Source organism: Gordonia zhaorongruii (assembly GCF_007559005.1).
Classification (GTDB): Bacteria; Actinomycetota; Actinomycetes; order Mycobacteriales; family Mycobacteriaceae; genus Gordonia; species Gordonia zhaorongruii.
Genome location: NZ_CP041763.1, coordinates 1,579,210 through 1,605,352 on the forward strand (window position 1 = coordinate 1,579,210; position 26,143 = coordinate 1,605,352).

Below are 26,143 nucleotides of genomic sequence, written 5' to 3' on the forward strand. Positions count from 1 at the left end.
GGGACGTCTCCGGGTGCGGGACATACAGTTGAGCCATGCAGTCGTGGCCGTCGCCTTCCGTTCCGTCCGTACCCGGCGCATCCGCAGCCCTGCGCCTCTACGACACCGCCGATCGTGCCGTGTCGCCGCTGGCGCCCGGACCCATCGCGACCATGTACGTCTGCGGAATCACCCCGTACGACGCGACCCATCTCGGACACGCCGCCACGTACGTGACCTTCGACCTGATCAACCGGGTGCTACGGGATCAGGGACACGAGGTTCACTACGTTCAGAACATCACCGACGTCGACGACCCGCTGTTCGAGCGTGCCGAGCGCGATGGCGTGCACTGGCGCGATCTGGGCACGCGTGAGATCGACCTGTTCCGCACCGACATGGAGGCCCTGCGCGTGCTGCCGCCGCGCGATTACATCGGCGCCGTCGAATCGATCGACGAGGTGATCGAGGCGGTCGGCCGGCTCCTGGAGTCCGGTGCCGCCTACGTCGTCGACGATCCGGAGTACCGCGATGTGTACTTCAGCATCCACGCGACCCCGCAGTTCGGTTACGAGTCCGGTTACGATGCCGACACGATGGCCCGGTTCTTCGCCGAACGCGGCGGAGATCCCGACCGGCCGGGCAAGCGGGATCCCATGGACGCACTGCTGTGGCGTGCCGAACGGCCGGGTGAACCCGCATGGGAGTCGCCGTTCGGACGCGGGCGGCCGGGCTGGCACATCGAGTGCTCTGCCATCGCGCTCAACCGTCTCGGCATGGCGTTCGACGTGCAGGGGGGTGGCAACGACTTGATCTTCCCGCACCACGAGTTCTCCGCCGCACACGCCGAGGCGGTCACCGGAGAGCGGCGGTTCGCCCGCCATTACGTGCACACCGGAATGATCGGTCTCGACGGCGAGAAGATGTCGAAGAGTCTCGGTAACCTCGTCAAGGTGTCGAAACTTCGCGAGAACGGGGTCGACCCCGGTGCGATCCGGCTGGGTCTGCTGTCCGGGCATTACCGGGGCGACCGGATGTGGACCGATCAGGTGCTGGCCGACGGTGAACGTCGCCTGTCCGTCTGGCGCCGCGCCGCTGCCGTCGGCACCGCTCCGGACGCGACCGATACGGTCGATCGACTGCGCCAGCACCTGGCCGACGATCTGGACACGTCGAAGGCGCTCGCCGCTGTCGACGCCTGGGCGGAGGACGCCCTGCTGGGTATCGGGTCATCGACCACCTCCCCGGCCCTCATCGCAACAGCCGTGGACGCGCTCCTCGGTGTGGACATCGGCCCGAAAGGCTGACCCGCGATGACCCGACAGACGCATATCCCGGCGACCACCGGCGACGGCGTGTGGACCGTGGTGACCCACACCTCCACGTATGTCCTGGATTTCGAGCAGATGACACTCCTGCGTGCTCCCGGTGTCGGACGAGCCGAGGATCAGCGGTGGGAGGTCAGCGAACTCCGCCGCGACTCCGAGGACATCCCGTTGCTCGGCGTCAAGGAGTGCCGGGTGGGTGAGCCCGCCCAGTTCTGGGTGACCGCCGCCGACGATCCGGATGTCCGGACGTGGCGCATCACCACGCCCGTCGTGGAGATCGAGCGGATCGGCTGAAGCTGCCGCGGGACCTTACTCGTGGCCTTCGTTGCGCCGTTTCAAGTACTTCTCGAACTCCGCCGCGAGTGCGTCGCCGTCGACCTGCGACATGGTCGCGTCGATGTCCTTCTCCGCATCCTCACGCTCTTCGAGCTCCTCGACGTAGGAGTTCATGTCCTCGTCGTCCGACATCATCTCGTCGACGGCCTCCTGCCATTCCTGTGCCAGGTCGGGCAGGGTGCCGAGCGGAACGGGGACCTCGATGATCGGTTCGAGCCTGCGCAGCAGGGCGACGGCGGCCTTCGGATTCGGCGGATGCGCGATGTAGTGGGGAACTGCGGCCCAGAGGGACACCGAGGGGATCCCAGCCTGAACGAACGCGTCCTGAAGCACTCCGGTGATACCGGTCGGTCCTTCGTACCGGCTGGGCGACAGCCCGAATCGTGTTGCGGCGGCGCTGGTCTCGGCTGACCCGGACACCGGGACCGGCCTCGTGTGCGGGGTGTCGGCGAGGAGCGATCCGAGCATCACCACAAGTTCCACGTCGAGGGTCTCGGCGAGATCGACGAGCTGTGCGCAGAACGTCCGCCACTTCAGGTTGGGCTCCGGACCGAGAACGAACACCACGTCGCGATCCGCCGCCGGGATACGCGCGTAGGAGACCGACGTCACCGGCCACTGGATTCGGCGGGTCACACCGTCTATCTGGGCGATACTCGGGCGAGTCGACTGGAAATCGTAGTAATCGTCCCCGTCGATCTCCGTGAGGTCGACGGCGTCCCAGGTCAGAGCGAGATGCTCGACCGTCGCGGAAGCCGCGTCGCCCGCGTCGTTCCATCCGCCGAAGGCTGCGATCATCACTGGCCGGCGCAGGGCGGGCAATCCGTTGGGGCGTGGGGAACTCACAGTGTCGAGCCTACGGGGAGCGTCGTTCTGCGGCGAACTACCCTGGAGGGCATGCCTTACTCCGTGACCCGCCAAGATAAGTACGACTCGACATTCCTGCAGGCGATGTCGCGTCGAGTTCTGATCGGCGACGGGGCCATGGGGACGATGCTCCAAGCAGCTGATCTGACCGTCGACGGTGACTTCCTCGGACTCGAAGGCTGCAATGAGATCCTCAACGAGAGCCGACCGGACGTTCTCGCCGACATCCATCGCCGCTACTTCGAGGCGGGGGCCGACGCCGTCGAGACGAACACCTTCGGGTGCAACCTCTCCAACCTCGGCGACTACGACATCGCCGACCGCATCCGGGAACTCGCCTACAAGGGCACGGCCATCGCCAGGGGCGTCGCCGACGAGTTCGGCCCGTCGGCCGACGGCACCGACCGGTTCGTGATGGGCTCGATCGGGCCCGGCACCAAGCTTCCCAGCCTCGGTCACACCACATTCGCCCAGATCCGGGATGCCTACGTGGAGTGCGTGCTCGGCATGCTCGACGGCGGCGCCGATGTGATCCTGATCGAGACCTGCCAGGACCTGCTGCAGTTGAAGGCCGCCGTCGTGGCTGCCCGGCGCGCGATGGACCAGTTCGGACGGCATCTGCCGATCATCGCGCACATCACCGTGGAGACCACCGGGACCATGCTCATCGGTTCGGAGATCGGCGCCGCTCTCGCGGCCATCGAACCGCTCGGCGTGGATGTCATCGGACTGAACTGCGCAACCGGCCCCGCAGAGATGAGCGAGCATCTCCGGTACCTGTCCAAGCACTCGCGCGTTCCGGTGTCGGTGATGCCGAACGCCGGGCTCCCGGTACTCGGCAAGGACGGTGCCGAGTACCCGCTCACCGCGCCGGAGCTCGCCGATGCGCTCGCGGGTTTCGTCACCGACTACGGCCTGCAGTTCGTCGGCGGGTGCTGTGGCACGACTCCGGAGCACATCCGCCAGGTCGCCGAAGCAGTCGGACGGCTCGAAGCCGTCCCGCGCACGCCCGACCACATCTCGGAGACGTCGTCGCTGTACACCGCGGTTCCGTTCGATCAGGACGCCAGCTTCCTGGTGGTCGCCGAACGCACCAACTCGAACGGCTCCAAGGCGTTCCGCGAGGCCATGATCGCCGGGGATTATCAGAAGTGCATGGATATCGCGAAGGAGCAGACGCGCGACGGTGCGCACATGCTCGATCTCAACGTCGACTACGTGGGTCGTGACGGCGCCGCCGACATGACCGAGTTGGCGAGTCGTCTGGCGACGTCGTCGACGCTGCCGATCATGATCGACTCCACCGAGCCGGAGGTGATCCAGGCCGGACTGGAGCACCTCGGCGGCCGGTGCGCGGTGAACTCGGTCAATTACGAGGACGGCGACGGCCCCGACTCGCGCTTCGCGCGGATCATGGCGCAGGTCGTCGAGCACGGTGCCGCCGTGGTCGCTCTGACGATCGACGAGCAGGGGCAGGCGCGCACCGCAGACCACAAGGTCGCAATCGCCGAGCGGCTCATCACCGACTTGACCACTGGTTGGGGAATGGCCGAGGAGGACATCATCATCGATGCCCTCACGTTCCCGATCTCCACCGGTCAGGAAGAGGTCCGACGGGACGGCATCGAGACGATCGAGGCCATCCGCCGACTCAAGAACTCGCACCCGGAGCTGCATTTCACGCTCGGTGTCTCGAACATCTCGTTCGGGCTGAATCCGGCCGCACGGCAGGTGCTGAACTCGGTGTTCCTGCACGAGTGCGTCCAGGCGGGTCTGGACACGGCCATCGTGCATGCCTCGAAGATCCAGCCGATGGCACGCATTCCGGATGAGCACAGCGAGACCGCACTCGACCTGGTGTACGACCGCCGCAGCGAGGGCTACGACCCGTTGCAGAAGCTGATGGCGCTGTTCGAGGGGGTATCGGCGGCCTCGGCGCGTGAGTCACGTGCCGCCGAGCTCGCCCGGCTGCCGCTGTTCGAGCGCCTGGAGCGCCGCATCGTCGATGGCGAGCGGAACGGACTCGTCGATGACCTCGAGGAGGCCCGGGCGACAGTGCCACCGCTGAAGATCATCAACGACACTCTGCTCTCCGGAATGAAGACGGTCGGGGAGCTGTTCGGGTCCGGCCAGATGCAGCTGCCGTTCGTCCTGCAGTCCGCCGAGGTCATGAAGGCGGCGGTCGCCCACCTCGAGCAGTTCATGGAGGCGACCGACGAGGACGGCAAGGGCCGGATCGTGCTCGCGACGGTGAAGGGCGACGTCCACGACATCGGCAAGAACCTGGTCGACATCATCTTGAGCAACAACGGCTACGACGTGGTGAACATCGGCATCAAACAGCCGATCGCCACCATCCTGTCCGCGGCCGAGGACAACCGTGCCGACGTCATCGGCATGTCTGGACTGCTGGTGAAGTCGACCGTCGTCATGAAGGAGAACCTGCTGGAACTGAACTCGCGCGGTAAGAGCGAGTACCCGGTCCTGCTCGGCGGTGCGGCACTGACCCGCACCTACGTGGAGGGCGATCTCGCCGACGTCTACGAGGGCGACGTGCGGTACGCGCGTGATGCTTTCGAGGGCCTCACGCTGATGGACGAGCTCATGGCCATCAAACGCGGCGAGGGCCCCGATCCCGACAGCCCCGAGGCGAAGGCCGCCGCTGCCAAGGTCGCCGAGCGGAAGGCCCGGCGCGAGCGTTCCCAGCGGATCGCCGCGAAGCGGAAGGCCAACGAGGTCCCGATCGAGGTTCCGGCCCGATCGGATGTGGCCGCCGACAACGAGGTGCCCGCGCCGCCGTTCTGGGGCACCCGCATCGTCAAGGGCATCCCCGTCGCCGACTACCTGTCGATGCTGGACGAGCGGGCCCTGTTCCTGGGGCAGTGGGGACTCCGCGGGACTCGCGGTGACGATGGGCCGGACTACGAGGAGCTGGTCGAGACCGAGGGGCGTCCGCGGCTGCGCGAGTGGATCGATCGGTTGTCGACCGCGGGCATCCTGCAGCACGCAGCCGTGGTCTACGGCTTCTTCCCGGCAGTCAGCGAAGGCGACGTTGTCCACGTGCTCGAATCGGAGGATCCGTCGTCGCCGATTCGGCACAGTTTCGACTTCCCGCGCCAGCAGCGGTCGAGGTTCCTGTGCATCGCCGACTTCATCCGCTCCCGCGAGCAGGCACAGGCCGACGGCCGCGTCGACGTGCTGCCTTTCCAGCTCGTGACGATGGGTTCACCGATCGCCGACTTCGCGAACAAGCTCTTCGCCGACAACGCGTACCGCGACTACCTCGAGGTGCACGGCATCGGCGTGCAGCTGGCCGAGGCGCTCGCCGAGTACTGGCATCAGCGCGTGCGCGGTGAGCTGACGTTCACCGATCGCGCGATGTCCGCGGACGACCCCGATCGGCCGCAGGGGTTCTTCGACCTCGAGTACCGGGGCGCCCGCTACTCGTTCGGCTACGGCGCCTGCCCGGACCTCGAGCATCGGGCCAAGATGGTCGACCTGCTCGAACCCGGCCGTATCGGCGTCGAGCTGTCCGAGGAGCTGCAGCTGCATCCCGAGCAGTCGACGGATGCCTTCGTGCTCCATCATCCTGAGGCGAAGTACTTCAACACGTAGGAGATCTGCGGTGCCCGAATCGACTCTTCCCGGTGCGGTCTTCTGGGACATGGACGGAACCCTCCTCGACACCGAGCCTCTCTGGGAGGGCGTCCTGGCCGACTTCGCGGCGCGCGTCGGCGCCGTGATGACGCCCGCGCTGCGGGAGTCGACCATGGGCAACAGCTCGGGCGACGCGATGACCAAGGTGTACGACGCGGCATTGGTGCCCGACCACGGCCGGGACTACGAGACCGATGAGGCGTGGATGGTCGAGAGGGTTCTCGAGCGTTTCGCCGGCGAGCTACCGTGGCGTCCGGGTGCGACCGAGGCCCTCGATCTGGTGCAGGACGCCGGAATCCCGATGGAACTGGTCACCAACACGATGCGCGAGGTGACCGAGGTGATGCTCGATACCATCGGCCGTCACCGGTTCGTGGCGACGGTGTGCGGCGACGAGGTCGAGGCGGGCAAACCCGCGCCGCACATCTACCGGAGGGCCGCCGAACTCGTCGGCCTGCCCGTGAACGACTGTCTCGCAGTGGAGGATTCGCCCGCGGGTTCGGCTGCGACGTTCGCGGCCGGAGTGCCGGCGATCGTCATTCCGTCGGCGATCCCGGTGCCGCCGCGGCCGACGTTCACATTTCGCGAGTCGCTCGTGGGGCTGACCCTGAGCGACCTCGGCGACGCCATGCGTCCGGCTGCCGGTTGAGGATCGGCGACGGAACCGCCCCGAACGGGCAGTGGTCGGTGCGACGTGCGAAAATCACTACCGTGAAAACCTTCGACGAACTCTTCGCTGAGCTGGCCGACAAGGCCGAGACCCGCCCCGAAGGCAGCGGCACCGTGGCCGCTCTGGACTCCGGCGTTCATACTCTCGGCAAGAAGATCATCGAGGAGGCCGGCGAGGTGTGGCTGGCCGCGGAGCACGAGTCCGACGAGGCTCTGTCCGAGGAGATCTCCCAACTCGTGTACTGGCTGCAGGTCATGATGATCAAACGCGGTCTCAACCCGGCCGACATCTACCGCTACCTCTAGGGAGATCACGACTCATGCTGCGTGTCGCAGTGCCCAACAAGGGCGCACTCTCCGAAGCCGCTTCCGCCATCCTGACCGAGGCCGGATACCGCAAGCGATCGGACCCGAAGGACCTGTCCGTCATCGACGTCGCGAACGACGTCGAGTTCTACTTCCTGCGCCCGAAGGACGTCGCGATCTACGTCGGCGAGGGCATCCTCGATCTCGGCATCACCGGCCGTGATCTGGCTGCCGACTCCGGGGCCGAGGTGCTCGAGGAGATCGGGCTCGGTTTCGGGGCGTCGACCTTCCGCTACGCCGCGCCGTCCGATGAGCAGTGGGGCGTCGAGGATCTCGCAGGCAAGCGCATCGCCACCTCGTACCCCAACCTGGTTCGTCGCGACCTCGACGAGCGCCGGATCGACGCGGAGATCATCCGCCTCGACGGTGCGGTCGAGATCTCGATCCAGCTCGGCGTCGCTGATGCGATCGCAGACGTCGTCGGATCCGGTCGAACACTGCGTATGCAGGGCCTCGCGGCGTTCGGTGATTCACTGTGCGACTCCGAGGCGGTTCTCATCCGCAATCCGGAGCTGCCTGCGGCGTCGAAGGCGGCGCGTCAGTTCATCGCACGCGTGCAGGGAGTCGTCTTCGGACAGCAGTACGTGATGATCGATTACGACTGCCCGAAGACGCTCCTCGACACCGCGGTCGCGGTGACGCCCGGCATCGAGTCGCCGACCATCTCGCCGATGGCCGACGCTGACTGGGTCGCGGTGCGCGCGATGGTTCCGCGCAAGCGGCATCAGTCGCTCATGGACGAGTTGTCCGAGATCGGAGCCCGCGCCATTCTGGCGTCGGACATCCGCTCGTGCCGCTTCTGACCGATGGGCCTCAGCCGGCCGGTGCGATCATGTCGGTCTGCGCCGACCGCCCCAGGAACCCGGCGACGTCGTAGAGGTCGGCGAACGACGCACCGTACCCGTCCCGGCCGATCGCCAGATCGGCGTCGATGCCGACCCACGGACTGCTCGGCTGAGCCACCAGGTGCACGGTCGTGTCGAGGTTCATCCACGTCCAGTCTCGCGGGTCCAGCTGCGTCCCGACGCCGTTCGCGACGTCGATCACGGCGAATATCGCTTCGAGGTGCGTCATCTCGCGTCCGACGATCAGCGGTACCCCCGCGCGGATCCAGATCGCCGGGGTGGTGCCGTTGCGGCCGTCCTGGCGCGCCGTGACCGTGGTGCCGATGTAGCCTTCCCGGCCCCACGGAACGGCATCGTCCCCGTCGAGCGGAAAGCCCTCGATCTGCTGCAGATCGTCAGGTAAGGCCGGTAGCGGAGGCCGCGGTGCGGCGGCCGCAGGCGACGAATCGTTCACGATCATGCGCCATCCGGATGTGCGGGCGACCAGACGAAACTCGCCGTCTGCTCCCAGCACCTCCAAGTCGGCGGTCACCATCGAGATCCGTCTGCCCGGCCGGGGGATCGCGGTGCGGACCCGGTTCACGCCGAGTCCGATGCCGCCGAGGATCTCAGTGGTGATCCGGGTGAAGACCTGGCCGTCCTCCGGTGCGGCGCGCTGCATCGCTCCCACCATCAGTGCTGCGGGCGGTGCGCCGTGCTGGATGTCCGGCGACCAGACGCTGACGGTGGCACCGGTCGGTTGGAAGTACTCGTATCCGGGGTCGGCGCCACCGGGCACGGAGATCGGTTCGTAGTAGCCGGGCGCTGCCGCCGCACTGCTCAACATGAGCGTCACTCTATGCTGGAGGACGATTCATCTCAGTCGTCCACCCGAAGGATCTCCACACCGATGCCGACTACCGGCCCATTCGCCGAGGGCGACCGTGTTCAACTCACCGACGCCAAGGGACGGAAGTTCACCGTCGTTCTGGAACCGGACAAGCAGTTCCACACGCATCGCGGCGCCATCTCCCACAACGACCTGATCGGAAACGACGAGGGCTGCATGGTCGCGGCGACGAGCGGGACGCAGTATCTTGCCCTGCGCCCCCTGCTCACCGATTACGTGCTGTCGATGCCGCGCGGTGCCCAGGTGATCTATCCGAAGGACTCGGCGCAGATCGTCACCGAGGGCGACGTCTTCCCGGGGGCACGCGTATTGGAGGCGGGCGCCGGGTCGGGCGCACTCACCCTCGCGCTCCTGCGCGCGGTGGGACCGGCAGGCTCGGTCCTGTCGTACGAGGTGCGTGAGGATCACGCCGAGCACGCGGTCCGCAACGTCGAGACTTTCGTCGGCGGAAAGCCGGACAACTGGGAGCTGCGGGTCGGCGACCTCGCCGATCACGATCCAGCCGACCAGTACGACCGCGTCATCCTCGACATGCTCGCACCGTGGGACTGCCTCGACGTGGTCTCGAAGACGCTTCGGCCCGGCGGTGTGCTGATCGTGTACGTCGCCACCGTCACCCAGCTGTCGAGGGTGATGGAGGGGATGCGCGAGCAGCAGTGCTGGACCGAGCCACGGGCGTGGGAGTCCCTTGTCCGGGAATGGAGCGCGGTGGGCCTCGCGGTCCGGCCTGAGCACCGCATGCAGGGCCACACCGCCTTTCTGATCACCGCGCGCCGTCTCGCTGACGGCACCGAGACATTGCGAGTGCAGCGCCGACCGACGCGCGGGTAGCGTGGATGATCACAGGCACGTGGAAGAAGGAGGTCCGATGAGTCCGACAGCGGAGTCCGGTTCGGCGCCGGGGGCGCGCGACGAGTCGCTTCAGGAGCGAGTCGAGAACCTGAACGTGCGCAACGCCAAGCTGACGGAGTTACTCAAGGAGGCTCGGCAGCAGCTGATCGCGCTGCGCGAAGAGGTCGATCACCTCGGCCAGCCGCCCAGCGGGTACGGCGTCCTTCTCGGGATCGCCGACGACAACACGGTCGACGTCTTCACCTCCGGCCGCAAGATGCGCCTCACGCTGTCGCCGAACATCGAGACCCAGACCCTGCGGCGCGGCCAGTCGCTCCGCCTCAATGAGGCACTGACCGTCGTCGAAGCCCTCGGCTACGACGAAGTCGGGGAGATCTCCACGCTCCGTGAGATCCTCGGCGGCGGCCGGCGGGCGCTTGTCGTCGGGCACACCGACGAAGAGCGCGTCGTGCAACTCGCCGATGCGCTCGTGCACGCGGGCGAAGGCGGCGAGTCCGAGCGCAAACTGCGTCCCGGCGATTCACTGCTCATCGACGGCAAGGCCGGATTCGCGTTGGAGCGGATCCCGAAGGCCGAGGTCGAGGACCTCGTTCTGGAGGAGGTGCCGGATGTCGAGTACGAGGACATCGGTGGCCTGCGTCGACAGATCGAGCAGATCCGCGACGCGGTCGAACTGCCGTTCCTGCACAACGATCTGTTCGCCGAGTACTCGCTGCGTCCGCCCAAGGGAGTTCTCCTGTACGGGCCGCCCGGCTGCGGCAAGACCCTCATCGCGAAGGCCGTCGCGAATTCACTCGCCCGGCAGATCGCCCATGCACGCGGAGATGACGCCGATGAGGCGAGATCATACTTTCTGAACATCAAGGGCCCCGAACTCCTCAACAAGTTCGTCGGCGAGACAGAGCGTCACATCAGGCTCATCTTCCAACGTGCGCGCGAGAAGGCCTCCGAAGGAACGCCGGTCATCGTCTTCTTCGACGAGATGGACTCGATCTTCCGCACACGCGGGTCGGGCGTCTCGTCCGACGTCGAGACCACGGTGGTCCCGCAGTTGCTGAGTGAGATCGACGGTGTGGAGGGTCTGGAGAACGTCATCGTCATCGGTGCGTCGAACCGCGAGGACATGATCGATCCGGCCATCCTGCGTCCGGGCCGTCTCGACGTGAAGATCAAGATCGAGCGTCCGGACGCCGAGTCGGCCGTCGACATCTTCTCCAAGTACCTGACACCGGAGTTGCCGTTGCACCCCGAGGACGTCGCCGAGTTCGGGGGCGATGAGAAGGCGTGCGTCGATGCGATGATCCAGCGGGTGGTCGAGCGCATGTACGCCGAGACCGACGACAATCGATTCCTCGAGGTCACGTACGCGAACGGCGACAAAGAGATCATGTACTTCAAGGACTTCAACTCGGGAGCGATGATCCAGAACGTCGTCGACCGCTCCAAGAAGTACGCGATCAAGGCGCATCTCGACAGCGGTCAGCGCGGTCTGCGCATCGGGCATCTGCTCGATTCGATCCTCGACGAGTTCTCGGAGAACGAGGACCTGCCGAACACCACGAACCCCGATGACTGGGCTCGGATCTCCGGCAAGAAGGGGGAGCGGATCGTCTACATCCGCACTCTGGTCACCGGTAAGGGATCGGGCGCGAGCCGAGCCATCGACACGGAGTCGAATACGGGGCAGTACCTGTAGGCGTCGATCCCCGGGCTTCGACTGCAGCAGCGGCGGTTAGGCTGGGATCCATGGAGCGCATCATCGGCACGGAGGTCGAGTACGGCATCTCGGCTCCCGGAGATCCCACCGCGAACCCGATCATGACCTCGACGCAGGCGGTGCTCGCCTACGCCGCTGCGGCTGCTGTGCCGCGCCGCGACCGCCGGACCCGCTGGGACTTCGAGGAGGAGTCCCCGATGCGCGATGCCCGGGGCTTCGACCTCGGACGGCATTCCGGGCCGGCGCCCATCATCGACGCCGACGAGATCGGTGCCGCCAACATGATCCTCACCAACGGCGCACGGCTGTACGTGGACCATGCCCATCCGGAGTACTCGGCACCGGAGGTGACGGACCCGATGGACGCGGTGATCTGGGACAAAGCAGGCGAGCGGGTGATGGAGGAGGCGTCTCGCTACGTGGCCAGCGTGCCCGGAGCGCCCCGCCTGCAGCTCTACAAGAACAACATCGACGGGAAGGGCGCCTCATACGGCACCCACGAGAACTACCTGGTGAAGCGGGACACCCCGTTCGACTCGATCATCAGCGGATTGATGCCCTTCTTCGCATCGCGTCAGGTGATCTGCGGATCGGGACGCGTCGGCATCGGCCAGCGTGGCGAGGAGCCCGGATACCAGCTGTCCCAGCGGGCCGATTACATCGAGGTGGAGGTCGGCTTGGAGACCACGCTCAAGCGGGGAATCATCAACACCCGCGACGAGCCGCACGCCGATCCGGACAAGTACCGCCGTCTGCACGTGATCATCGGTGACGCGAATCTCGCCGAGACGGCCACCTACCTCAAGGTCGGTACCACGGCACTGGTTCTGGATCTGGTCGAAGCGGGCCTCGACCTCTCCGACCTGGCACTGGCCCGGCCGGTCGACGCCGTGCACGCCATCAGTCACGACCCGACGCTGCGCGTCACCGTGGCGCTCGCGGATGGCCGTGAGCTGACCGGTCTCGCTTTGCAGCGCGAGTACCTCGACCGGGTGGCGACGTTCCACGACGAGCATCATTCCGACGACGAGCGCGCCGCGCACGTGATCGCCACCTGGGCCGATGTCCTCGACAAACTCGAACGGGACCCGATGGAGTGTGCGGATATCCTCGACTGGCCTGCGAAGCTCGCGCTGCTCGACGGGTTCCGTCGCCGCGAGGGGCTGACGTGGTCGGCGTCCCGGCTGCAGCTGATCGACCTGCAGTACTCGGACGTGCGGCTCGACAAGGGCCTCTACAACCGGCTCGTCGCCCGCGGGTCCATGCAACGACTGGTGACCGAACATCAGGTCATGGCTGCGGTTCGGACCCCTCCGGAGACGACGCGAGCCTTCTTCCGCGGCGAGTCGGTGCGGCGCTTCGGCGCGGACATCACCGCCGCCAGCTGGGACTCGGTGATCTTCGACGTCGGGACGGACTCGATGGTGCGCATTCCGATGCCCGAGCCGCTGCGCGGCACGCGGGCGCACGTGGGCGAACTACTCGAATCGGCGACGTCGACAGCCGAGCTGGTCGAGCGTCTCACCGCGCAGTGACGCGGCGATTCGGCGACCATCGATCCGAGTCCCACCGGTAGGGTTGAGACGACTACCACTCTTCAGGAGGCGATGATGGCGCAGGAGCAGGCCAAGCGCGGCGGCGGTTCGGACGACGACGACGCGGTCGGCGGTGGAGCCGCAGGTCAGGAACGTCGCGAGAAGATGACCGGTGAGGCCGACGATCTGCTCGACGAGATCGACGACGTACTGGAAGAGAACGCCGAAGACTTCGTTCGCGCCTACGTTCAGAAGGGCGGACAGTGATCGCTCGCTCCGGCGGGCATCCGGGACACGACATCTCGTCGTTCACCGAGTTCCTGAGGGTGCACGCGCCGGACAACCTTCCGGGCGCCTCGGCCGGCGTCGATACACCGCCCACCGCTGCCGAGCAGATTCCCCACGGCACCACGATCGTGGCGATCAGCTACGCGGGTGGAGTCCTCCTGGCAGGTGATCGGCGGTCGACGATGGGCAATCTCATCGCTACCCGCGACGTGCAGAAGGTGTTCCCGACCGACGAGTACTCCGCTGCGGGAATCGCGGGCACCGCCGGTATCGCCATCGAGATGGTGCGTTTGTTCGCGGTCGAACTGGAGCACTACGAGAAGATCGAAGGCGTTCCACTCACGTTGGACGGCAAGGCTTCCCGCCTCGCTTCGATGGTTCGGGGCAATCTCGGTGCGGCCCTGCAGGGACTGGCCGCGATCCCGCTGCTGGTGGGTTACGAACCGCCGCGCGTGGGCTCCGAGACGCCACGCGGCCGGATCTTCTCGTTCGACGTGGCCGGCTCGCGCCACGAGGAGCGCGGTGGCTACGAGGCCATCGGATCCGGATCCGTGTTCGCTCGCTCGTCACTCAAGAAGCTGTATCGCTCGGAACTGTCGGGCTCCGACGCATTGTCGCTCGCAGTGGAGGCGCTCTACGACGCCGCCGACGATGATTCGGCTACCGGCGGACCCGATCTGATCAGGCGGATCTTTCCCACAGCAGTCCGCATCGACGACGACGGCGCTGCCTACGTCGACGAGGCCGAGATCGCCGAAGCCGCCCAGTCGGTGATCGACGGCCGGTCCGCTGCCGCCGATGCGGAGGGAGGTGACCCTCGATGACGTTCCCGTACTACGCCAGCGCGGAGCAGATCATGCGCGACCGGTCGGAACTCGCACGCAAGGGCATCGCCCGGGGCCGCAGTGTCATTGCGGTGACCTACGCCGACGGCGTGCTCTTCGTCGCGCACAATCCGTCAACGACTCTGCGCAAGATCAGCGAGATCTACGACCGCATCGGGTTCGCCGCGGTCGGCAAGTACAACGAGTTCGAGAGCCTGCGGAAGGCGGGCATCCAGCTCGCCGACTTGCGCGGTTACTCGTACGATCGCGCCGACGTGACCGGCCTGTCCCTGGCCAGCGCCTACGCGAACACCCTCGGCAACGTCTTCACCGAACAGGCCAAGCCGTTCGAGGTGGAGTTGTGCGTCGCCGAGGTCGGACGCGTCGGCACCGAGCAGCCGGCTCAGCTGTACCGGATCGGCTACGACGGCTCCATCGTCGACGAGCGCTCGTTCCTGGTGATGGGCGGTGCGACCGAACCGATCGTCACCGCGATGAAGTCCTCCTACCGATCGGACATGCCGCTCGCCGAGGCGGTGGAGGCGGCATCGCGGTCGCTCGCCGCAGTCGGCGCGGAGGGCGCATCGGACGAGCAGGGGAGCGGTGCCACGCCGCCGCGGCTTCCCGTCGATCAACTGGAAGTCGCGATCCTGGATCACAACCGACCGCGCCGCGCGTTCAAGCGGCTGACCGACGCCGCGGTGAACGACCTACTCGGACAGGACTGACGTGGAACGTCGAATCATGGGCATCGAGACCGAGTTCGGTGTCACCTGCACCTTCAAGGGTCAGCGCCGACTGAGTCCGGACGAGGTGGCGCGCTATCTGTTCCGGCGAGTCGTCGCGTGGGGCCGATCGTCGAACGTCTTCCTGGAGAACGGTGCGCGCCTCTACCTGGATGTGGGGTCTCATCCGGAGTACGCGACGGCGGAGTGCGACTCCATCCGCCAGCTCATCGCGCACGACCGTTCGGGTGAGCGCATCCTCGAGGATCTCGTGGTCGACGCGGAGCAACGATTGGCCGACGAGGGCATCGGCGGTGACATCTACCTGTTCAAGAACAACACCGACTCCGCAGGCAACTCCTACGGGTGCCACGAGAACTACCTGGTGAGCCGGATGGGGGAGTTCGGTCGCGTATCCGACGTCCTGCTGCCGTTCCTGGTCACCCGTCAGCTCATCTGCGGTGCAGGCAAGGTACTCACAGTCGGCAACGAGGCCAAGATGTGCCTGTCGCAGCGAGCAGACCACATCTGGGAGGGCGTGTCGTCGGCGACCACCCGATCCCGGCCGATCATCAACACCAGGGATGAACCGCACGCGGACGCGGAGAAGTACCGAAGGCTGCACGTCATCGTCGGTGACTCCAATATGTCCGAGACCACGACCATGCTGAAGGTCGGGTCGGCGTTGCTCGTGCTGGAGATGATCGAGTCGGGTATCTCCTTCCACGATTTCGCGCTCGACAACCCCATCCGTGCGATCCGCGACATCAGTCACGACGTGACTGGACGCCGCGAGATCAAGCTCGCGGGCGGCCGTACTGCGACCGCGTTGTCGATCCAGCGGGAGTACCAGGCCCGGGCGGTCACGCACCTGGCGAACCGCGCCCCCGATCCAGTGTTGGAACAGGTCGTCGACCTGTGGGGCCGCATGCTCGACGCGGTGGAGACCGGAGATTTCAGCGCCGTCGACACCGAGGTCGACTGGGTGATCAAGCAGAAGCTCTTCCGGCGATACCAGGACAAGTACGCGATGGAGCTGACGGACCCGAAGATCGCTCAGCTCGATCTCGCATACCACGACGTCCGTCGCGGCCGGGGCGTGTTCGACCTCCTTCAGCGAAAGGGGCTGGCAGCACGGGTCGTCACCGACGAGGAGATCGATGCGGCCGTGTCCACGCCGCCGCAGACCACGCGGGCCAGACTGCGCGGTGAGTTCATCTCCGCGGCGACGAGGGCCGAGCGGGACTTCACCGTCGACTGGGTCCATTTGAAGCTCAACGACCAGGCGCAGCGCACGGTGCTCTGCAAAGACCCGTTCCGGAACGTCGACGAGCGCGTCGAACGCTTGATCGCGTCGCTCTAGGTTCTAGGATTGGCCGCGTGGCAACCACCCCGAAAGCCGAGCGGCTGCTGAACCTGGTCATCTGTCTGATGTCGACTCGGCAATACGTCAGTGCCGAGTATCTGCGCAAGAACGTCGTCGGATACATGGGCGAGCAGTCCGAGGACACGTTCAAGCGGATGATGGAACGCGACAAGAACGAGCTCCGCGAGCTGGGCATCCCGGTCGAGACCGGCCGCAATCCGCTGGCCGGCGATGAGGGATACCGGATCAAACCGGAGCATTACGCGTTGGCCGACATCACGCTCGAGCGCGACGAGGCTGCGGCTGTGGCGGCAGCGGCGGCCGTCTGGCACGAACCGGAAGTGGCGGTCGTCTCTCAGACGGCCGTCCTCAAACTGCGGGCGGCGGGAGTCGAGGTGGTCGCGCCCGACGAACTCGGCGTGACCCAGGCGGGCGGCGGCCGATCGATGGGATCAGAGGGGGCGATCCGCGCGCTGATCTCCGCCATCGACGACGCCCAGGCCGTGACCTTCACGCACCGCTCCACAAAGGGGCGCGCCGCACGGCACCTGGAACCGTGGGGCGTCGTCAGCAATCGGGGACGCTGGTACGTCGTGGGGCATGACCTGCACCGCGCGGCGACGCGGATCTTCCGTATCTCGCGAGTCGAGAACGTCGAGCCGTCGGGCGATCCGGGCGCGGTTCACGTACCTGCCGACGCCGATCTGAACGCATTGGTCGAGGCGTCGGTCACGGCGGCCGGCGACGACACCGGGCCGACGGCGACGGTCTGGCTCGCCCAGGACCGGGCGCACGGGCTGCGACGCATGGCTCGCTCGGTGGAACCCGGCGAACTGGCGGGCGAGGCCGGTGACATCGCCGAGATCGACGTCCGGTCGCGAACCGGAGTGGTACGGGCCGTGCTCGCCGCCGGAACCGATGCGGTCGTATTAGCACCGGATGATCTCCGGGCCACGGTGATCACGGAATTGGACCGGCTCGCCGGGACGAGCGGGGGAACGCGATGAGTACGACTGCACCCACGCGACTGTCGCGACTGCTGGCGATGGTCCCGTACTTCCTCGCCCGGCCCGGCATCAAAGTAGCGACCGCCGCAGCCGACCTCGGCGTGACGCAGAAGCAGCTGACCAAGGACCTCGAGCAGTTGTTCGTCTGCGGTCTGCCGGGGTACATGCCGGACGACCTGATCGATATCCAGTTCTACGACGGCTACGTCACCGTGGGGTTCACCGCGGGGATGGATAAGCCGCTCCGATTGACGGGCACCGAGGCGAACGTCCTGCTCATCGCACTGCGGATGCTCCTCGACGCCGGGGCTGTGGACGCCGATGCGGTACGCCGGGCGATGGCGAAGATCGAAGAGGCCATGGGCGCCTCGCACCACTCGGTGATCCCGGTGCCGGGCGGTGCGGACGACGCCGACTCCGCGGAGCGCCGGACACTGCGCGACGCGGTCGCCGCCGACCGGGCGCTGGCCATCCGCTACTACACGCCGAGCCGGGACGAGGTGACCGACCGGGTCGTCGATCCCATCCGGATCAAGGCGATCGACGGTCAGAGCTACCTGGAGGCCTGGTGCCGCGGCTCCGAAGGGGTCCGCCTGTTCCGTTTCGATCGGGTGTACTCGGCTCGGATGCTCGACGAGCCGTCCGATCCGCCGACCGATGCGGCCGCTCCCGTCTCGTTCGAGAACGGGACGTCCGTCCTGCCGGGCGAGCTTCCGACGGTCCGGGTCGAGATCGATCCCGAGGCCCTGTGGCTCCTCGAGTACTACTCGGCCGAAGCCGATACCGAGTTGGACGGTGAACCGGAAGGCCCGGTGGCGGCGACCCTCCGCTACGGGTCGCCGCAATGGCTCGAACGTTTCCTCCTCGGGTTCGGCGGCCGTGTGCGACTGCTCGAACCCTCCGACAGCGCCGGTGTCGCGGAATCGACGCGCGCCACCGCGAAGGCCGCCCGAGCGCGGTACTGACCGCCGCACTCAACTCCTGCAGACCTCTGGCGGGGACGAATCGACCCCCAGCGGGTAGAGTCGGACCGGACATCAAGTTCTCGCGTGGAGGTTCGTAATGGGTGCCCTTTCCTGGTGGCACTGGGCAATCGTGCTGGTTGTGCTGGTCGTCCTTTTCGGCTCGAAGAAGCTGCCAGAGGCGGCTCGCGGACTCGGCCGTTCGATGCGCATCTTCAAATCGGAGATGTCGGAGATGGCGAACGACGGCAAGGACGAGAAGAAGGCCGCCGACGACGCCGAGGACGAGAAGGCGTCGACGATCGACTCCCCGCGTGAACTGACCGCAGGAGGATCCGACACAGGAGAATCCGGCTCAGGAGAATCCGGTGCGAACGTCGATGTGAACGTCAGCGACAGGTCCGTCGACCGCAAGAAGTCGGCGTAGCCGCGCACCTGACAGCGCGTGCGAATCAACTTCGGCCGGCTCGACCCCCGTCGACGCCGCAGCAAGGTCAACCCCGACGGCTCCATGCCGTTGTCCGAGCATCTGTACGAACTGCGCTACCGCCTGCTTGCGGCCCTCGCCGCGATCGTCGTGACGACCATCGTCGGGTTCCTCTGGTACAGCCACGGGCCCTGGCGCATCGAGTCCCTCGGCGAACTCCTGCGCAGTCCCTACTGCGAGCTTCCACCCTCTACTCGCGCAACGCTCACCCCCGACGGTGAGTGCAGGCTCCTCGCGACGGGCCCGTTCGACCAGTTCATGCTGCGTCTGCAGGTCGCACTCACCGCCGGTATCGTGCTGGCCTGCCCGATCTGGTTCTATCAGCTGTGGCGCTTCATCACGCCCGGCCTGCGGACGAATGAGCGAAAGTACGCCGTCAGCTTCGTCTCCTCGGCCGCCGTCCTGTTCGTCGCCGGATCGATCCTCGCCTACGTCGTCGTCGCCAAGGCCTTCGAATTCCTGCTGACCGTCGGCAACGACGTTCAGGTCACGGCGCTCTCCGGTGACCAGTACTTCAGTTTCATGCTGCACCTGCTGATCATCTTCGGCATCAGCTTCGAGCTTCCGCTGTTCATCGTCGCGCTGAACATCGTGGGGGTCCTCACCTATGCGCGACTCAAGGCATGGCGGCGGGGCCTGATCTTCGCGATGTTCGTCTTCGCCGCAGTCGTCACGCCCGGCCAGGATCCGTTCACGATGCTGGCGTTGGCGTTGGCGCTGACCGTGCTGCTCGAACTGGCGATCCAGATCGCGCGGCTGCACGATCGGCGCAAGGCCAAGCGCGATCCTGACTGGATGAACGTGTCCGACGACGAGGCATCGCCTCTCGATGGGGGGCCTGCGAGCCAGGAGCGTGCCTCCACCGTCGCGCGACCGGCACCGGTCGCGGCGTCCGGCTCGATCGGCGCCACTCGGAATCGCGTTTCGGTGCGCGACGATTCGGCGTTCGATGACATCCTGTAGAGGATGAGCACCGACGCGCCGACCCCCGGACCTGAACTGACCGCTTTCGGAAGCCGGCTCGCCTTCGGAATGGACCCGTTCCAGGTCGAGTCGTGCGCCGCCCTCGAGGACGGTCTGGGAGTGCTGGTCTGCGCACCGACCGGCGCGGGCAAGACGATCGTCGGCGAGTTCGCCGTCCACCTGGCGCTGGCCCGAGGTGGAAAGTGCTTCTACACCACGCCTATCAAGGCGCTGAGCAACCAGAAGTACCGCGATCTCGTCGACGTGCACGGAGACCGGAACGTCGGTCTGCTCACCGGTGACAACTCGATCAACTCGTCCGCTCCGGTGGTCGTCATGACCACCGAGGTTCTTCGGAACATGATCTACGCGGACTCCAGTGCGCTCCAAGGGCTTTCACATGTGGTGATGGACGAGGTCCACTTTCTGGCCGATCGGTTCCGCGGTGCGGTGTGGGAGGAGGTGATCCTCGGGCTCGACGAGGGCGTCCGGGTGGTCAGCCTGTCGGCGACGGTCAGCAACGCGGAGGAGTTCGGGGACTGGATCACCACGGTGCGGGGTGACACCGCCGTGATCGTCGATGAGCACCGTCCCGTACCGCTGCACCAGCACATGCTGGTCGGCAACCGCATGTTCGAGTTGTTCGACCGGCGGCAGAACGGCGACGGTAAGCGCGAGGTGAACCCGGAACTGTCGAGGTACATCAAGCACCGCGTTCTCGGCTCCGATGCGGTCGGCAGCTACCGGGACCGACTCGCCCGTGAGCGGGGCAGGCGCAACCGGGGCGGCGGTGTCTCCCGGCCGCGGCTGATCAGCATGCTCGACGCCGAAGGACTGCTCCCGGCCATCTCATTCATCTTCTCCCGCGCGGGATGCGAAGGGGCGCTGGCGCAGTGCCTTCGGTCCGACCTGCACCTCCTCGAGCCGGAGGAGGCGACCCTGGTCGACGATGTGATCGACAGTCATCTCACCGAGCTGGCGCCCGGTGACGCTGACGTCCTGGGCGTCGAGGACTGGCGCGCCGGTCTGCGCCGCGGATTCGCTGCGCACCACGCCGGCATGCTCCCGACGTTCCGCCAGGCGGTGGAGGAGCTGTTCACGCGGGGGCTGGTGAAGGTCGTGTTCGCGACCGAGACACTCGCTCTGGGCATCAACATGCCCGCACGCAGCGTGGTCCTCGAACGACTGATCAAGTTCAACGGCGAGTCGCACGTAGACCTCACGCCGGGGGAGTACACGCAGCTCACCGGCCGTGCAGGACGCCGTGGAATCGATGTCGAGGGCCACGCCGTCGTCGTGTGGACACCCGAAGTGGCGCCCGACCGGGTTGCGGGCCTCGCCGGGGCGCGCACCTTCCCCCTGCGCAGTTCGTTCTCGCCGGAGTACAACATGGCGATGAATCTGATCGATCGTCTCGGACCGGAAGGTTCCCGGGCGCTGCTGCGACGGTCCTTCGCCCAGTTCCAGACCGACAGGTCGGTCGTCGGGCAGGCCCGTCAACTGGACAACTCGGAACGCAGCCTGCGCAAGGTGAACGCCGAACTGGAGGCGGCGGCCGCTCGGCACGGCCTCGAGCCCGACGCCTTCACCGACTACGTGACTCTGCGCGAGGACATCCGCCGACGGGAGCGGGAGCAGAAGTTCATCCGGCGCATGAGCAGCGAGAACGCGGTGGCCGAAGACCTCGGTTCACTCAAGCGCGGCCATGTGGTCGCAGTTCAGACGGGTAGGCACCGCGGGCTCGCAGTCGTGTTGGACCCGGCCTGGAAGGGCGCGGACCCGAAGCCGCTCGTACTCAGTGAGGACGGCTGGGTCGGCCGAGTCGGCACCGATGAATTCGTGAACCCGCCCGAGGTGATCGGGCATCTACGCGTTCCGAAGGCCGCGGACACCCGGAGCCGGCATGCACGACGCGAGCTGGCCGCTGCGCTCCGCTCATCCGGTATCGAGAAGCCCCGTGGCCGCGTGAAGAAGAAGCAGGCGCCGCCGGATCACGAACTGCTGCAGATGCGCACTCGGCTGAAGAAGCACCCGGTGCACAAGGCGGCAGGCCTGGACGATCTGTTCCGGATGTCCGAGCGCCGGAACCGTCTGCTTCGCGAAGTCACCTCGCTCGAACGAGCAGTGCGGGAACGCACGTCCAAGCTGGAGACGGACTTCGACGCCGTGGTCGCCGTGCTCGTCGACCTCGACTATCTCGAAGATGGCGCTCCTCGCGCGAGTGAGTCCCGATCAGATGACACCCTGCACGTCACGCCGACCGGAAGCGTGCTCCGCCGGATCTACAGTGAGAGCGATCTGCTGGTCGCAGAGTGCATTCGAGCGGGCGTGTGGGACGCACTGTCACCTCCTGACCTGGCGGCCGTGGTGTCGGCCGTGCTGTTCCAGTCGCGCCGCGACTCGTACGGCGGTGGCGTCGACACGATGCCCGGCAATCGCCCATGCGGGACGCCCTGACCGGCACGCTCCGCGTGTGGGAGGACACCAACCGGGTCCAGGATCGTCACGGAGTCGCGCAGACCCGCGAACCGGATACCGGTTTCTGCGCGGCGATCTCAGCGTGGGCGTCGGGCCGGTCGTTGCGGGAGGCCATGCAGGCAGCGGCCGAGTCCGGACAGCAACTCTCACCCGGTGATTTCGTCCGATGGAACCGCCAGGTCATCGACCTTCTGGAGCAGATCCGCAGCAGCGTGGATCCTTCGTCTCCGCTCGCCGGTTCGGCGAAACGCGCCGTCTCCGGGGTTCGTCGCGGAGTGGTGGCGTCCGAGCTCGACTGAACCACCGCGACACCCGTTTCCGTATCGAGGGGACCGGGTGATGCTGCGGTAGCCTGACACGCAACGCCGACTGGGATTCGACTACTGAGGAGACCGCCGAGGATGACCAACGGAAACGAGCCGAACGAGTCGGATCAGCCGACGAATCCCACATCGAACGATCCGTCGGATGGCACCACGGTGCCGCCGGTGCCCCCGAATTCCGACCCGCAGAGTCCTGACTCGCAGCGTTCCGGGCAGCAGAATCCGGGGCAGCAGATGCCCGCCGGCAACGCGGCACCGCCGAACCAGATGATGGAGCCGGGGCAGTACGGGCAGATACCGCCGGAGCAGGCGCAGACCTTCGGGATCGGCCAGACGGGTGCACCGCAGGGCCCGGGAAATCAGAACGCACGGGGCCAGCCGCCCCAGTACGGTCAGGCACCCCAGTACGGTCAGTTACCCCAGTACGGGGCTCCCGCATACGGGGCTCCGGCCTACGGCCCATCGGGCCAGCCCAATCAGTCGCAGCAGCCCAACCAGTACGGCCCGCCGGCCTACGGACAGCCGGGGCAGCCCCACTACGGGCAACCGGCCGGTCAGTACGGCCCTCCGCAGTACGGCCAGCCTCCATACGGTCAGCAGCAGTTCGGTCAGCAGCAGTTCGGTCAGCCGGGCCAGCCTCCGTACGGGGCCGATCCGGCTGGTCAGCCGTTCGGTCCCCGGGCGACGGCGACGTCCGGTTCGGGCAAGGGCAAGCTGCTGGCCATCGGTGGGGGCGTCCTCGCCCTCCTCGCTGCGATCATCCTGATCACCGCCTTCGTGTGGCCGAACTGGGCTAAGGGCGGACTGTCTCAGGAGTCCGTGGAGTCCGGCGTCCAGTCGATCCTCAACCAGCCGGAGCCCGACGGCTACGGAATCCAGGACGTCAAGGACGTCGAGTGCCCGAGTGGGCAGGATGCTGAAGAAGGCGTCACGTTCACCTGCTCGGTCTCGGTGGACGGCGCGAACAAGAACGTCACCGTAACGGTGAAGGATTCGGACGGCACGTTCGAGGTATCGCGGCCGACCAACTGATCCCGCCTGTCGTCAGTCAGGCGAAGTCGGCCCACCCGAAGGCGTCGGCGAGACGCTTCACGCTCGAATCGACGCCGAGTTCGGCGACGAGGGCCAGCAATCCGTCGGCGTCGGCGGGCCCGGTGGGCACTCGATCGTCGTCCTGGCTCTCGAGCGTGGCGGCGTCGGTGCGTACCGCGACCACGGTTCGCGCTGCGGACAGGTAGTCCTTCGACGCGATGATCGAGTTCCTCGCGCGTGCAGCGATCGTCGATCCGTCACGATAGGCCTCGGCTTCCAGCGCATCGAGGTCGCCAAACTCGCGAATGAGCTTGGCTGCGGTCTTGTCTCCGATGCCCGGTACACCTGGAAGACCGTCGGACGGGTCTCCGCGCAGGATGGACATCTCCGCGTAGGCGGTCCCGGCGCGTTCGGCGGGTACCGCGTACTTCGCCGCCACCTCCTCCGGTCCCATGAGTTCGGCATTGCGCAGGCCGCGTCCGACGTAGAGAACACGCACCGGAACCGGGTCGTCGGCCACCACCTGCAGCAGGTCGCGGTCTCCGCTCACGACGAGCACGGCATCGTCCGCTTCGGAGAAGGCGAGAGTGCCGATCACGTCGTCCGCCTCGCAGCCCTGCGCTCCAGAGGTCGCGATGCCAGCGCAGCGCAGCGCTTCGAGGATCATGTCGACCTGCGGAGTCAGCGTGTCGGGTACGTCCTCCGCGTCACCGTCGGCGACCCGGTGCGCCTTGTACGACGGGATGAGGTCGGTACGGAAGGCCGGTCGCCAGTCGAGATCGAGGCAGACCACCAGTCGGGTCGGCTGATGCTCGGTCACCAGCGCTGCGATGGTGTCCAGAAACCCTCGTAGGGCATTGACGGGGCGCCCGTCGGGGGACGTCATCTTCTCCGGCAACGCGAAGAACGAACGAAACCACAGACTCGCGCCGTCGAGGAGCATCACCGATCCGGTCATGGTGAACCACTGTTCCACACGTGAGCGGGGCACGTGTGGTGCTCTCCCATACGCTGGAGGCATGTCAGGCCGATTCGATTCCGACGTCTACGCACGGCGCCTGCAGCGCGCCGCTGATCTCACCCGCGAAGCGGGTCTCGACGCACTGGTCGTGGGCACCGGCCCGGACTTCAGGTATCTGACCGGATCGGGTGCCGATACGTTCGAACGGCTCACCGCGCTGATCGTCCCGGCGCGTGGGCGGGCGCACGTGGTGGCGGCCCGACTGGAGTTGGCCGCTCTGCGCGAGTCGGCGATCGCAGACCTCGACATCGACGTGGTCGACTGGGTCGACGGTCAGGACCCGTACGAGTTGGCGACGGCTGGTCTGCCGACGGATGCGCGTGTCGCCGTATCGGATTCGCTTCCCGCCCTGCACGTGATCCCGTTGGCCGCGCGCACGACTCGCGCCCCCGAACTCGCCACTGCAGTGCTGCGGGAACTGCGGATGATCAAGGACGATGCCGAGATAGCCGCCCTGCGCCGAGCCGGCGCCGCGATCGATCGAGTCCACGAACGGATGGGGGAGTTCCTCGTGCCGGGCCGCACGGAGGCTCAGGTCGCAGCGGACATCGACGCGGCGATCCTCGCCGAGGGGCACACCGCCGCGGAGTTCATCATCGTCGGCTCGGGGCCCAACGGGGCCGACCCGCATCACGAGCACTCCGACCGGGTGATCTCCCGGGACGACGTGGTCGTGATCGACATCGGGGGACCGGTGGAGCCGGGCTACAACTCGGACTCGACTCGCACGTACTGTTTCCGCCCGCCGAATCCCGAGGTCGCAGCGATCTACGACGTCCTGCATCAGGCGCAGGCGGCTGCGGTAGCGGCGGTGCGTCCCGGTGCGACGGCGCAGAGCATCGACGCCGCGGCACGCGAGGTGATCACGCAGGCGGGGTACGGCGACGCCTTCATCCACCGAACGGGACACGGAATCGGTCTCTCGGTCCACGAGGAGCCGTACATCGTGGGCGGTAACGATGACGCACTGCGTGTGGGAATGGCGTTCAGCATCGAGCCGGGTGTCTACTTCCCGGGCTCGTGGGGAGCTCGCATCGAGGACATCGTCGTCGTCACCGCAGACGGCTGCGAGTCACTCAACACCCGTCCGCACGGGCTCGTTCAGCTCGACGGCTGATCGGCGAACATCACGCCAGACCCCATCAACCTGGTGATGGTCACTTCGAGGACCACGCGCCGCGGGTTCGGCTTCGGCCGTCGGTACCGCGTCGCGTACCGTTCCTCCGCATCGCGCACCGACGCCGGATCCCGTGCGATGCGGGCAGGCCCCTCGAGGGTTAGCCAGCGGGGGCCGTCGACATGGGTCAATGCGGCGTAGCCGCTGCGCTCCGCGTTGAGGACCTTCTGGCTGCCTTCGAATGTGATGACCCGGGCGACTCCGCCGTCGTAGTCGACGGTGAACCCGACCGCGCAGACATGCGGCGTGCCGTCAGTCCGCGTCGTGGCGAGGCTCGCGAGGTGGTATTCGGACAGAAAGTCCCGGGCGAGTGGGCTCAGGTCGGAGACGGTGCGCTGCATGGTCTCCGACTGTAGTCGGCGAGGGATATGTGCGACGGGGCGCCGCATACGCGGTGCGCACGCATATCCGCTACGGCGGTGGGCCCGTGCAGTGCCGTAACGGCGACTG

Annotated in this window: 23 protein-coding genes and 1 pseudogene; 20 read left to right on the plus strand and 4 right to left on the minus strand. The window is 66.8% G+C overall.

Annotated elements, in window-relative coordinates; all coding sequences use genetic code 11:
• The first annotated feature begins 35 nt into the window (after nucleotides 1-35).
• Nucleotides 36-1,286, plus strand: a complete 1,251-nt coding sequence (gene mshC, locus FO044_RS07320) for a cysteine--1-D-myo-inosityl 2-amino-2-deoxy-alpha-D-glucopyranoside ligase (protein WP_132994311.1) — start codon at nucleotides 36-38, stop codon at nucleotides 1,284-1,286.
• Nucleotides 1,287-1,292: 6 nt separating this feature from the next.
• Entirely contained in the window at nucleotides 1,293-1,601 is a 309-nt protein-coding gene (locus tag FO044_RS07325) for a hypothetical protein (RefSeq protein ID WP_132994310.1), read from the plus strand.
• A gap of 15 nt (nucleotides 1,602-1,616) precedes the next feature.
• On the opposite strand, the gene FO044_RS07330 is transcribed toward FO044_RS07325, so the two are convergent.
• Complete coding sequence (locus FO044_RS07330; protein ID WP_132994309.1) at nucleotides 1,617-2,489, minus strand: PAC2 family protein; 873 nt, start codon at nucleotides 2,487-2,489, stop codon at nucleotides 1,617-1,619.
• A 51-nt stretch (nucleotides 2,490-2,540) separates the two neighbouring features.
• Here FO044_RS07330 and metH point away from each other — a divergent pair, with 51 nt between their 5' ends.
• From metH to hisG, 4 genes are all read left to right on the plus strand, one after another.
• Nucleotides 2,541-6,125, plus strand: coding sequence for a methionine synthase (gene metH, locus FO044_RS07335; protein WP_132994308.1), 3,585 nt, complete (start codon nucleotides 2,541-2,543; stop codon nucleotides 6,123-6,125).
• A 10-nt stretch (nucleotides 6,126-6,135) separates the two neighbouring features.
• Entirely contained in the window at nucleotides 6,136-6,816 is a 681-nt protein-coding gene (locus FO044_RS07340; RefSeq protein ID WP_268896150.1) for an HAD family hydrolase, read from the plus strand.
• Nucleotides 6,817-6,878: 62 nt separating this feature from the next.
• A complete protein-coding gene (locus tag FO044_RS07345) occupies nucleotides 6,879-7,142 on the plus strand; it encodes a phosphoribosyl-ATP diphosphatase (protein ID WP_132994307.1) in 264 nt (87 codons plus the stop codon).
• 14 nt (nucleotides 7,143-7,156) lie between these two features.
• A complete protein-coding gene (hisG, locus tag FO044_RS07350) occupies nucleotides 7,157-8,005 on the plus strand; it encodes an ATP phosphoribosyltransferase (RefSeq protein WP_132994306.1) in 849 nt (282 codons plus the stop codon).
• 10 nt (nucleotides 8,006-8,015) lie between these two features.
• Here hisG and FO044_RS07355 read toward each other — a convergent pair whose 3' ends face one another.
• A complete protein-coding gene (locus FO044_RS07355) occupies nucleotides 8,016-8,873 on the minus strand; it encodes a thioesterase family protein (RefSeq protein WP_132994305.1) in 858 nt (285 codons plus the stop codon).
• 63 nt (nucleotides 8,874-8,936) lie between these two features.
• Here FO044_RS07355 and FO044_RS07360 point away from each other — a divergent pair, with 63 nt between their 5' ends.
• From FO044_RS07360 to FO044_RS07420, 13 genes and pseudogenes are all read left to right on the plus strand, one after another.
• Nucleotides 8,937-9,767, plus strand: a complete 831-nt coding sequence (locus FO044_RS07360) for a tRNA (adenine-N1)-methyltransferase (protein ID WP_132994304.1) — start codon at nucleotides 8,937-8,939, stop codon at nucleotides 9,765-9,767.
• A 37-nt stretch (nucleotides 9,768-9,804) separates the two neighbouring features.
• Nucleotides 9,805-11,484: a proteasome ATPase gene (gene arc, locus FO044_RS07365; RefSeq protein WP_132994303.1), complete on the plus strand. Its 1,680-nt coding sequence runs from the start codon at nucleotides 9,805-9,807 to the stop codon at nucleotides 11,482-11,484.
• A 50-nt stretch (nucleotides 11,485-11,534) separates the two neighbouring features.
• Nucleotides 11,535-13,040 (plus strand): depupylase/deamidase Dop, encoded by a 1,506-nt coding sequence (gene dop, locus FO044_RS07370; protein ID WP_132994302.1) that lies wholly within the window; start codon nucleotides 11,535-11,537, stop codon nucleotides 13,038-13,040.
• A 75-nt stretch (nucleotides 13,041-13,115) separates the two neighbouring features.
• On the plus strand, nucleotides 13,116-13,307 hold the full coding sequence (locus FO044_RS07375; protein WP_132994301.1) for a ubiquitin-like protein Pup: 192 nt from the start codon (nucleotides 13,116-13,118) through the stop codon (nucleotides 13,305-13,307).
• A complete protein-coding gene (gene prcB, locus FO044_RS07380; RefSeq protein WP_132994300.1) occupies nucleotides 13,304-14,152 on the plus strand; it encodes a proteasome subunit beta in 849 nt (282 codons plus the stop codon). Before FO044_RS07375 ends, prcB begins: the two co-directional genes overlap by 4 nt.
• On the plus strand, nucleotides 14,149-14,880 hold the full coding sequence (gene prcA / locus FO044_RS07385; RefSeq protein WP_132994299.1) for a proteasome subunit alpha: 732 nt from the start codon (nucleotides 14,149-14,151) through the stop codon (nucleotides 14,878-14,880). Before prcB ends, prcA begins: the two co-directional genes overlap by 4 nt.
• Before the next feature lies 1 nt (nucleotide 14,881).
• Nucleotides 14,882-16,240: a Pup--protein ligase gene (pafA, locus tag FO044_RS07390; protein WP_132994298.1), complete on the plus strand. Its 1,359-nt coding sequence runs from the start codon at nucleotides 14,882-14,884 to the stop codon at nucleotides 16,238-16,240.
• 68 nt (nucleotides 16,241-16,308) lie between these two features.
• The gene (locus FO044_RS07395) at nucleotides 16,309-17,250 is read left to right on the plus strand and encodes a helix-turn-helix transcriptional regulator (protein ID WP_132994406.1); all 942 of its coding nucleotides are present in this window, start codon (nucleotides 16,309-16,311) and stop codon (nucleotides 17,248-17,250) included.
• Complete coding sequence (locus tag FO044_RS07400; protein WP_132994297.1) at nucleotides 17,247-18,215, plus strand: helix-turn-helix transcriptional regulator; 969 nt, start codon at nucleotides 17,247-17,249, stop codon at nucleotides 18,213-18,215. The genes FO044_RS07395 and FO044_RS07400 overlap by 4 nt, the downstream gene beginning before the upstream one ends.
• A gap of 97 nt (nucleotides 18,216-18,312) precedes the next feature.
• A complete protein-coding gene (gene tatA / locus FO044_RS07405; RefSeq protein ID WP_235831560.1) occupies nucleotides 18,313-18,639 on the plus strand; it encodes a Sec-independent protein translocase subunit TatA in 327 nt (108 codons plus the stop codon).
• Nucleotides 18,640-18,657: 18 nt separating this feature from the next.
• Nucleotides 18,658-19,662 (plus strand): twin-arginine translocase subunit TatC, encoded by a 1,005-nt coding sequence (gene tatC / locus FO044_RS07410; protein ID WP_186290595.1) that lies wholly within the window; start codon nucleotides 18,658-18,660, stop codon nucleotides 19,660-19,662.
• A gap of 3 nt (nucleotides 19,663-19,665) precedes the next feature.
• A pseudogene (locus tag FO044_RS07415) lies at nucleotides 19,666-22,439 on the plus strand (DEAD/DEAH box helicase).
• Between the two features lie 102 nt (nucleotides 22,440-22,541).
• A complete protein-coding gene (locus tag FO044_RS07420; RefSeq protein WP_132994295.1) occupies nucleotides 22,542-23,495 on the plus strand; it encodes a DUF4333 domain-containing protein in 954 nt (317 codons plus the stop codon).
• A 16-nt stretch (nucleotides 23,496-23,511) separates the two neighbouring features.
• On the opposite strand, the gene FO044_RS07425 is transcribed toward FO044_RS07420, so the two are convergent.
• Nucleotides 23,512-24,438, minus strand: coding sequence for a 5'-3' exonuclease (locus FO044_RS07425; RefSeq protein ID WP_132994404.1), 927 nt, complete (start codon nucleotides 24,436-24,438; stop codon nucleotides 23,512-23,514).
• A gap of 76 nt (nucleotides 24,439-24,514) precedes the next feature.
• On the opposite strand from FO044_RS07425, the gene FO044_RS07430 reads away from it, so the two are divergent.
• A complete protein-coding gene (locus FO044_RS07430; RefSeq protein ID WP_132994294.1) occupies nucleotides 24,515-25,633 on the plus strand; it encodes a M24 family metallopeptidase in 1,119 nt (372 codons plus the stop codon).
• Here FO044_RS07430 and FO044_RS07435 read toward each other — a convergent pair.
• Complete coding sequence (locus FO044_RS07435) at nucleotides 25,618-26,034, minus strand: PPOX class F420-dependent oxidoreductase (protein ID WP_132994293.1); 417 nt, start codon at nucleotides 26,032-26,034, stop codon at nucleotides 25,618-25,620. The genes FO044_RS07430 and FO044_RS07435 overlap by 16 nt on opposite strands.
• Nucleotides 26,035-26,143: the final 109 nt, after the last annotated feature.

Bases quoted from the DNA above. Each gene is read 5' to 3' on its own strand.
- mshC (WP_132994311.1), top strand. From the start codon at position 36: ATGCAGTCGTGGCCGTCGCCTTCCGTTCCGTCCGTACCCGGCGCATCC.
- FO044_RS07325 (WP_132994310.1), top strand. From the start codon at position 1,293: ATGACCCGACAGACGCATATCCCGGCGACCACCGGCGACGGCGTGTGG.
- metH (WP_132994308.1), top strand. From the start codon at position 2,541: ATGCCTTACTCCGTGACCCGCCAAGATAAGTACGACTCGACATTCCTG.
- hisG (WP_132994306.1), top strand. From the start codon at position 7,157: ATGCTGCGTGTCGCAGTGCCCAACAAGGGCGCACTCTCCGAAGCCGCT.
- FO044_RS07355 (WP_132994305.1), bottom strand. From the start codon at position 8,873: ATGTTGAGCAGTGCGGCGGCAGCGCCCGGCTACTACGAACCGATCTCC.
- FO044_RS07360 (WP_132994304.1), top strand. From the start codon at position 8,937: ATGCCGACTACCGGCCCATTCGCCGAGGGCGACCGTGTTCAACTCACC.
- arc (WP_132994303.1), top strand. From the start codon at position 9,805: ATGAGTCCGACAGCGGAGTCCGGTTCGGCGCCGGGGGCGCGCGACGAG.
- dop (WP_132994302.1), top strand. From the start codon at position 11,535: ATGGAGCGCATCATCGGCACGGAGGTCGAGTACGGCATCTCGGCTCCC.
- FO044_RS07375 (WP_132994301.1), top strand. From the start codon at position 13,116: ATGGCGCAGGAGCAGGCCAAGCGCGGCGGCGGTTCGGACGACGACGAC.
- prcA (WP_132994299.1), top strand. From the start codon at position 14,149: ATGACGTTCCCGTACTACGCCAGCGCGGAGCAGATCATGCGCGACCGG.
- FO044_RS07395 (WP_132994406.1), top strand. From the start codon at position 16,309: ATGTCGACTCGGCAATACGTCAGTGCCGAGTATCTGCGCAAGAACGTC.
- FO044_RS07400 (WP_132994297.1), top strand. From the start codon at position 17,247: ATGAGTACGACTGCACCCACGCGACTGTCGCGACTGCTGGCGATGGTC.
- tatA (WP_235831560.1), top strand. From the start codon at position 18,313: ATGGGTGCCCTTTCCTGGTGGCACTGGGCAATCGTGCTGGTTGTGCTG.
- FO044_RS07420 (WP_132994295.1), top strand. From the start codon at position 22,542: ATGACCAACGGAAACGAGCCGAACGAGTCGGATCAGCCGACGAATCCC.
- FO044_RS07425 (WP_132994404.1), bottom strand. From the start codon at position 24,438: ATGCTCCTCGACGGCGCGAGTCTGTGGTTTCGTTCGTTCTTCGCGTTG.
- FO044_RS07430 (WP_132994294.1), top strand. From the start codon at position 24,515: ATGTCAGGCCGATTCGATTCCGACGTCTACGCACGGCGCCTGCAGCGC.
- FO044_RS07435 (WP_132994293.1), bottom strand. From the start codon at position 26,034: ATGCAGCGCACCGTCTCCGACCTGAGCCCACTCGCCCGGGACTTTCTG.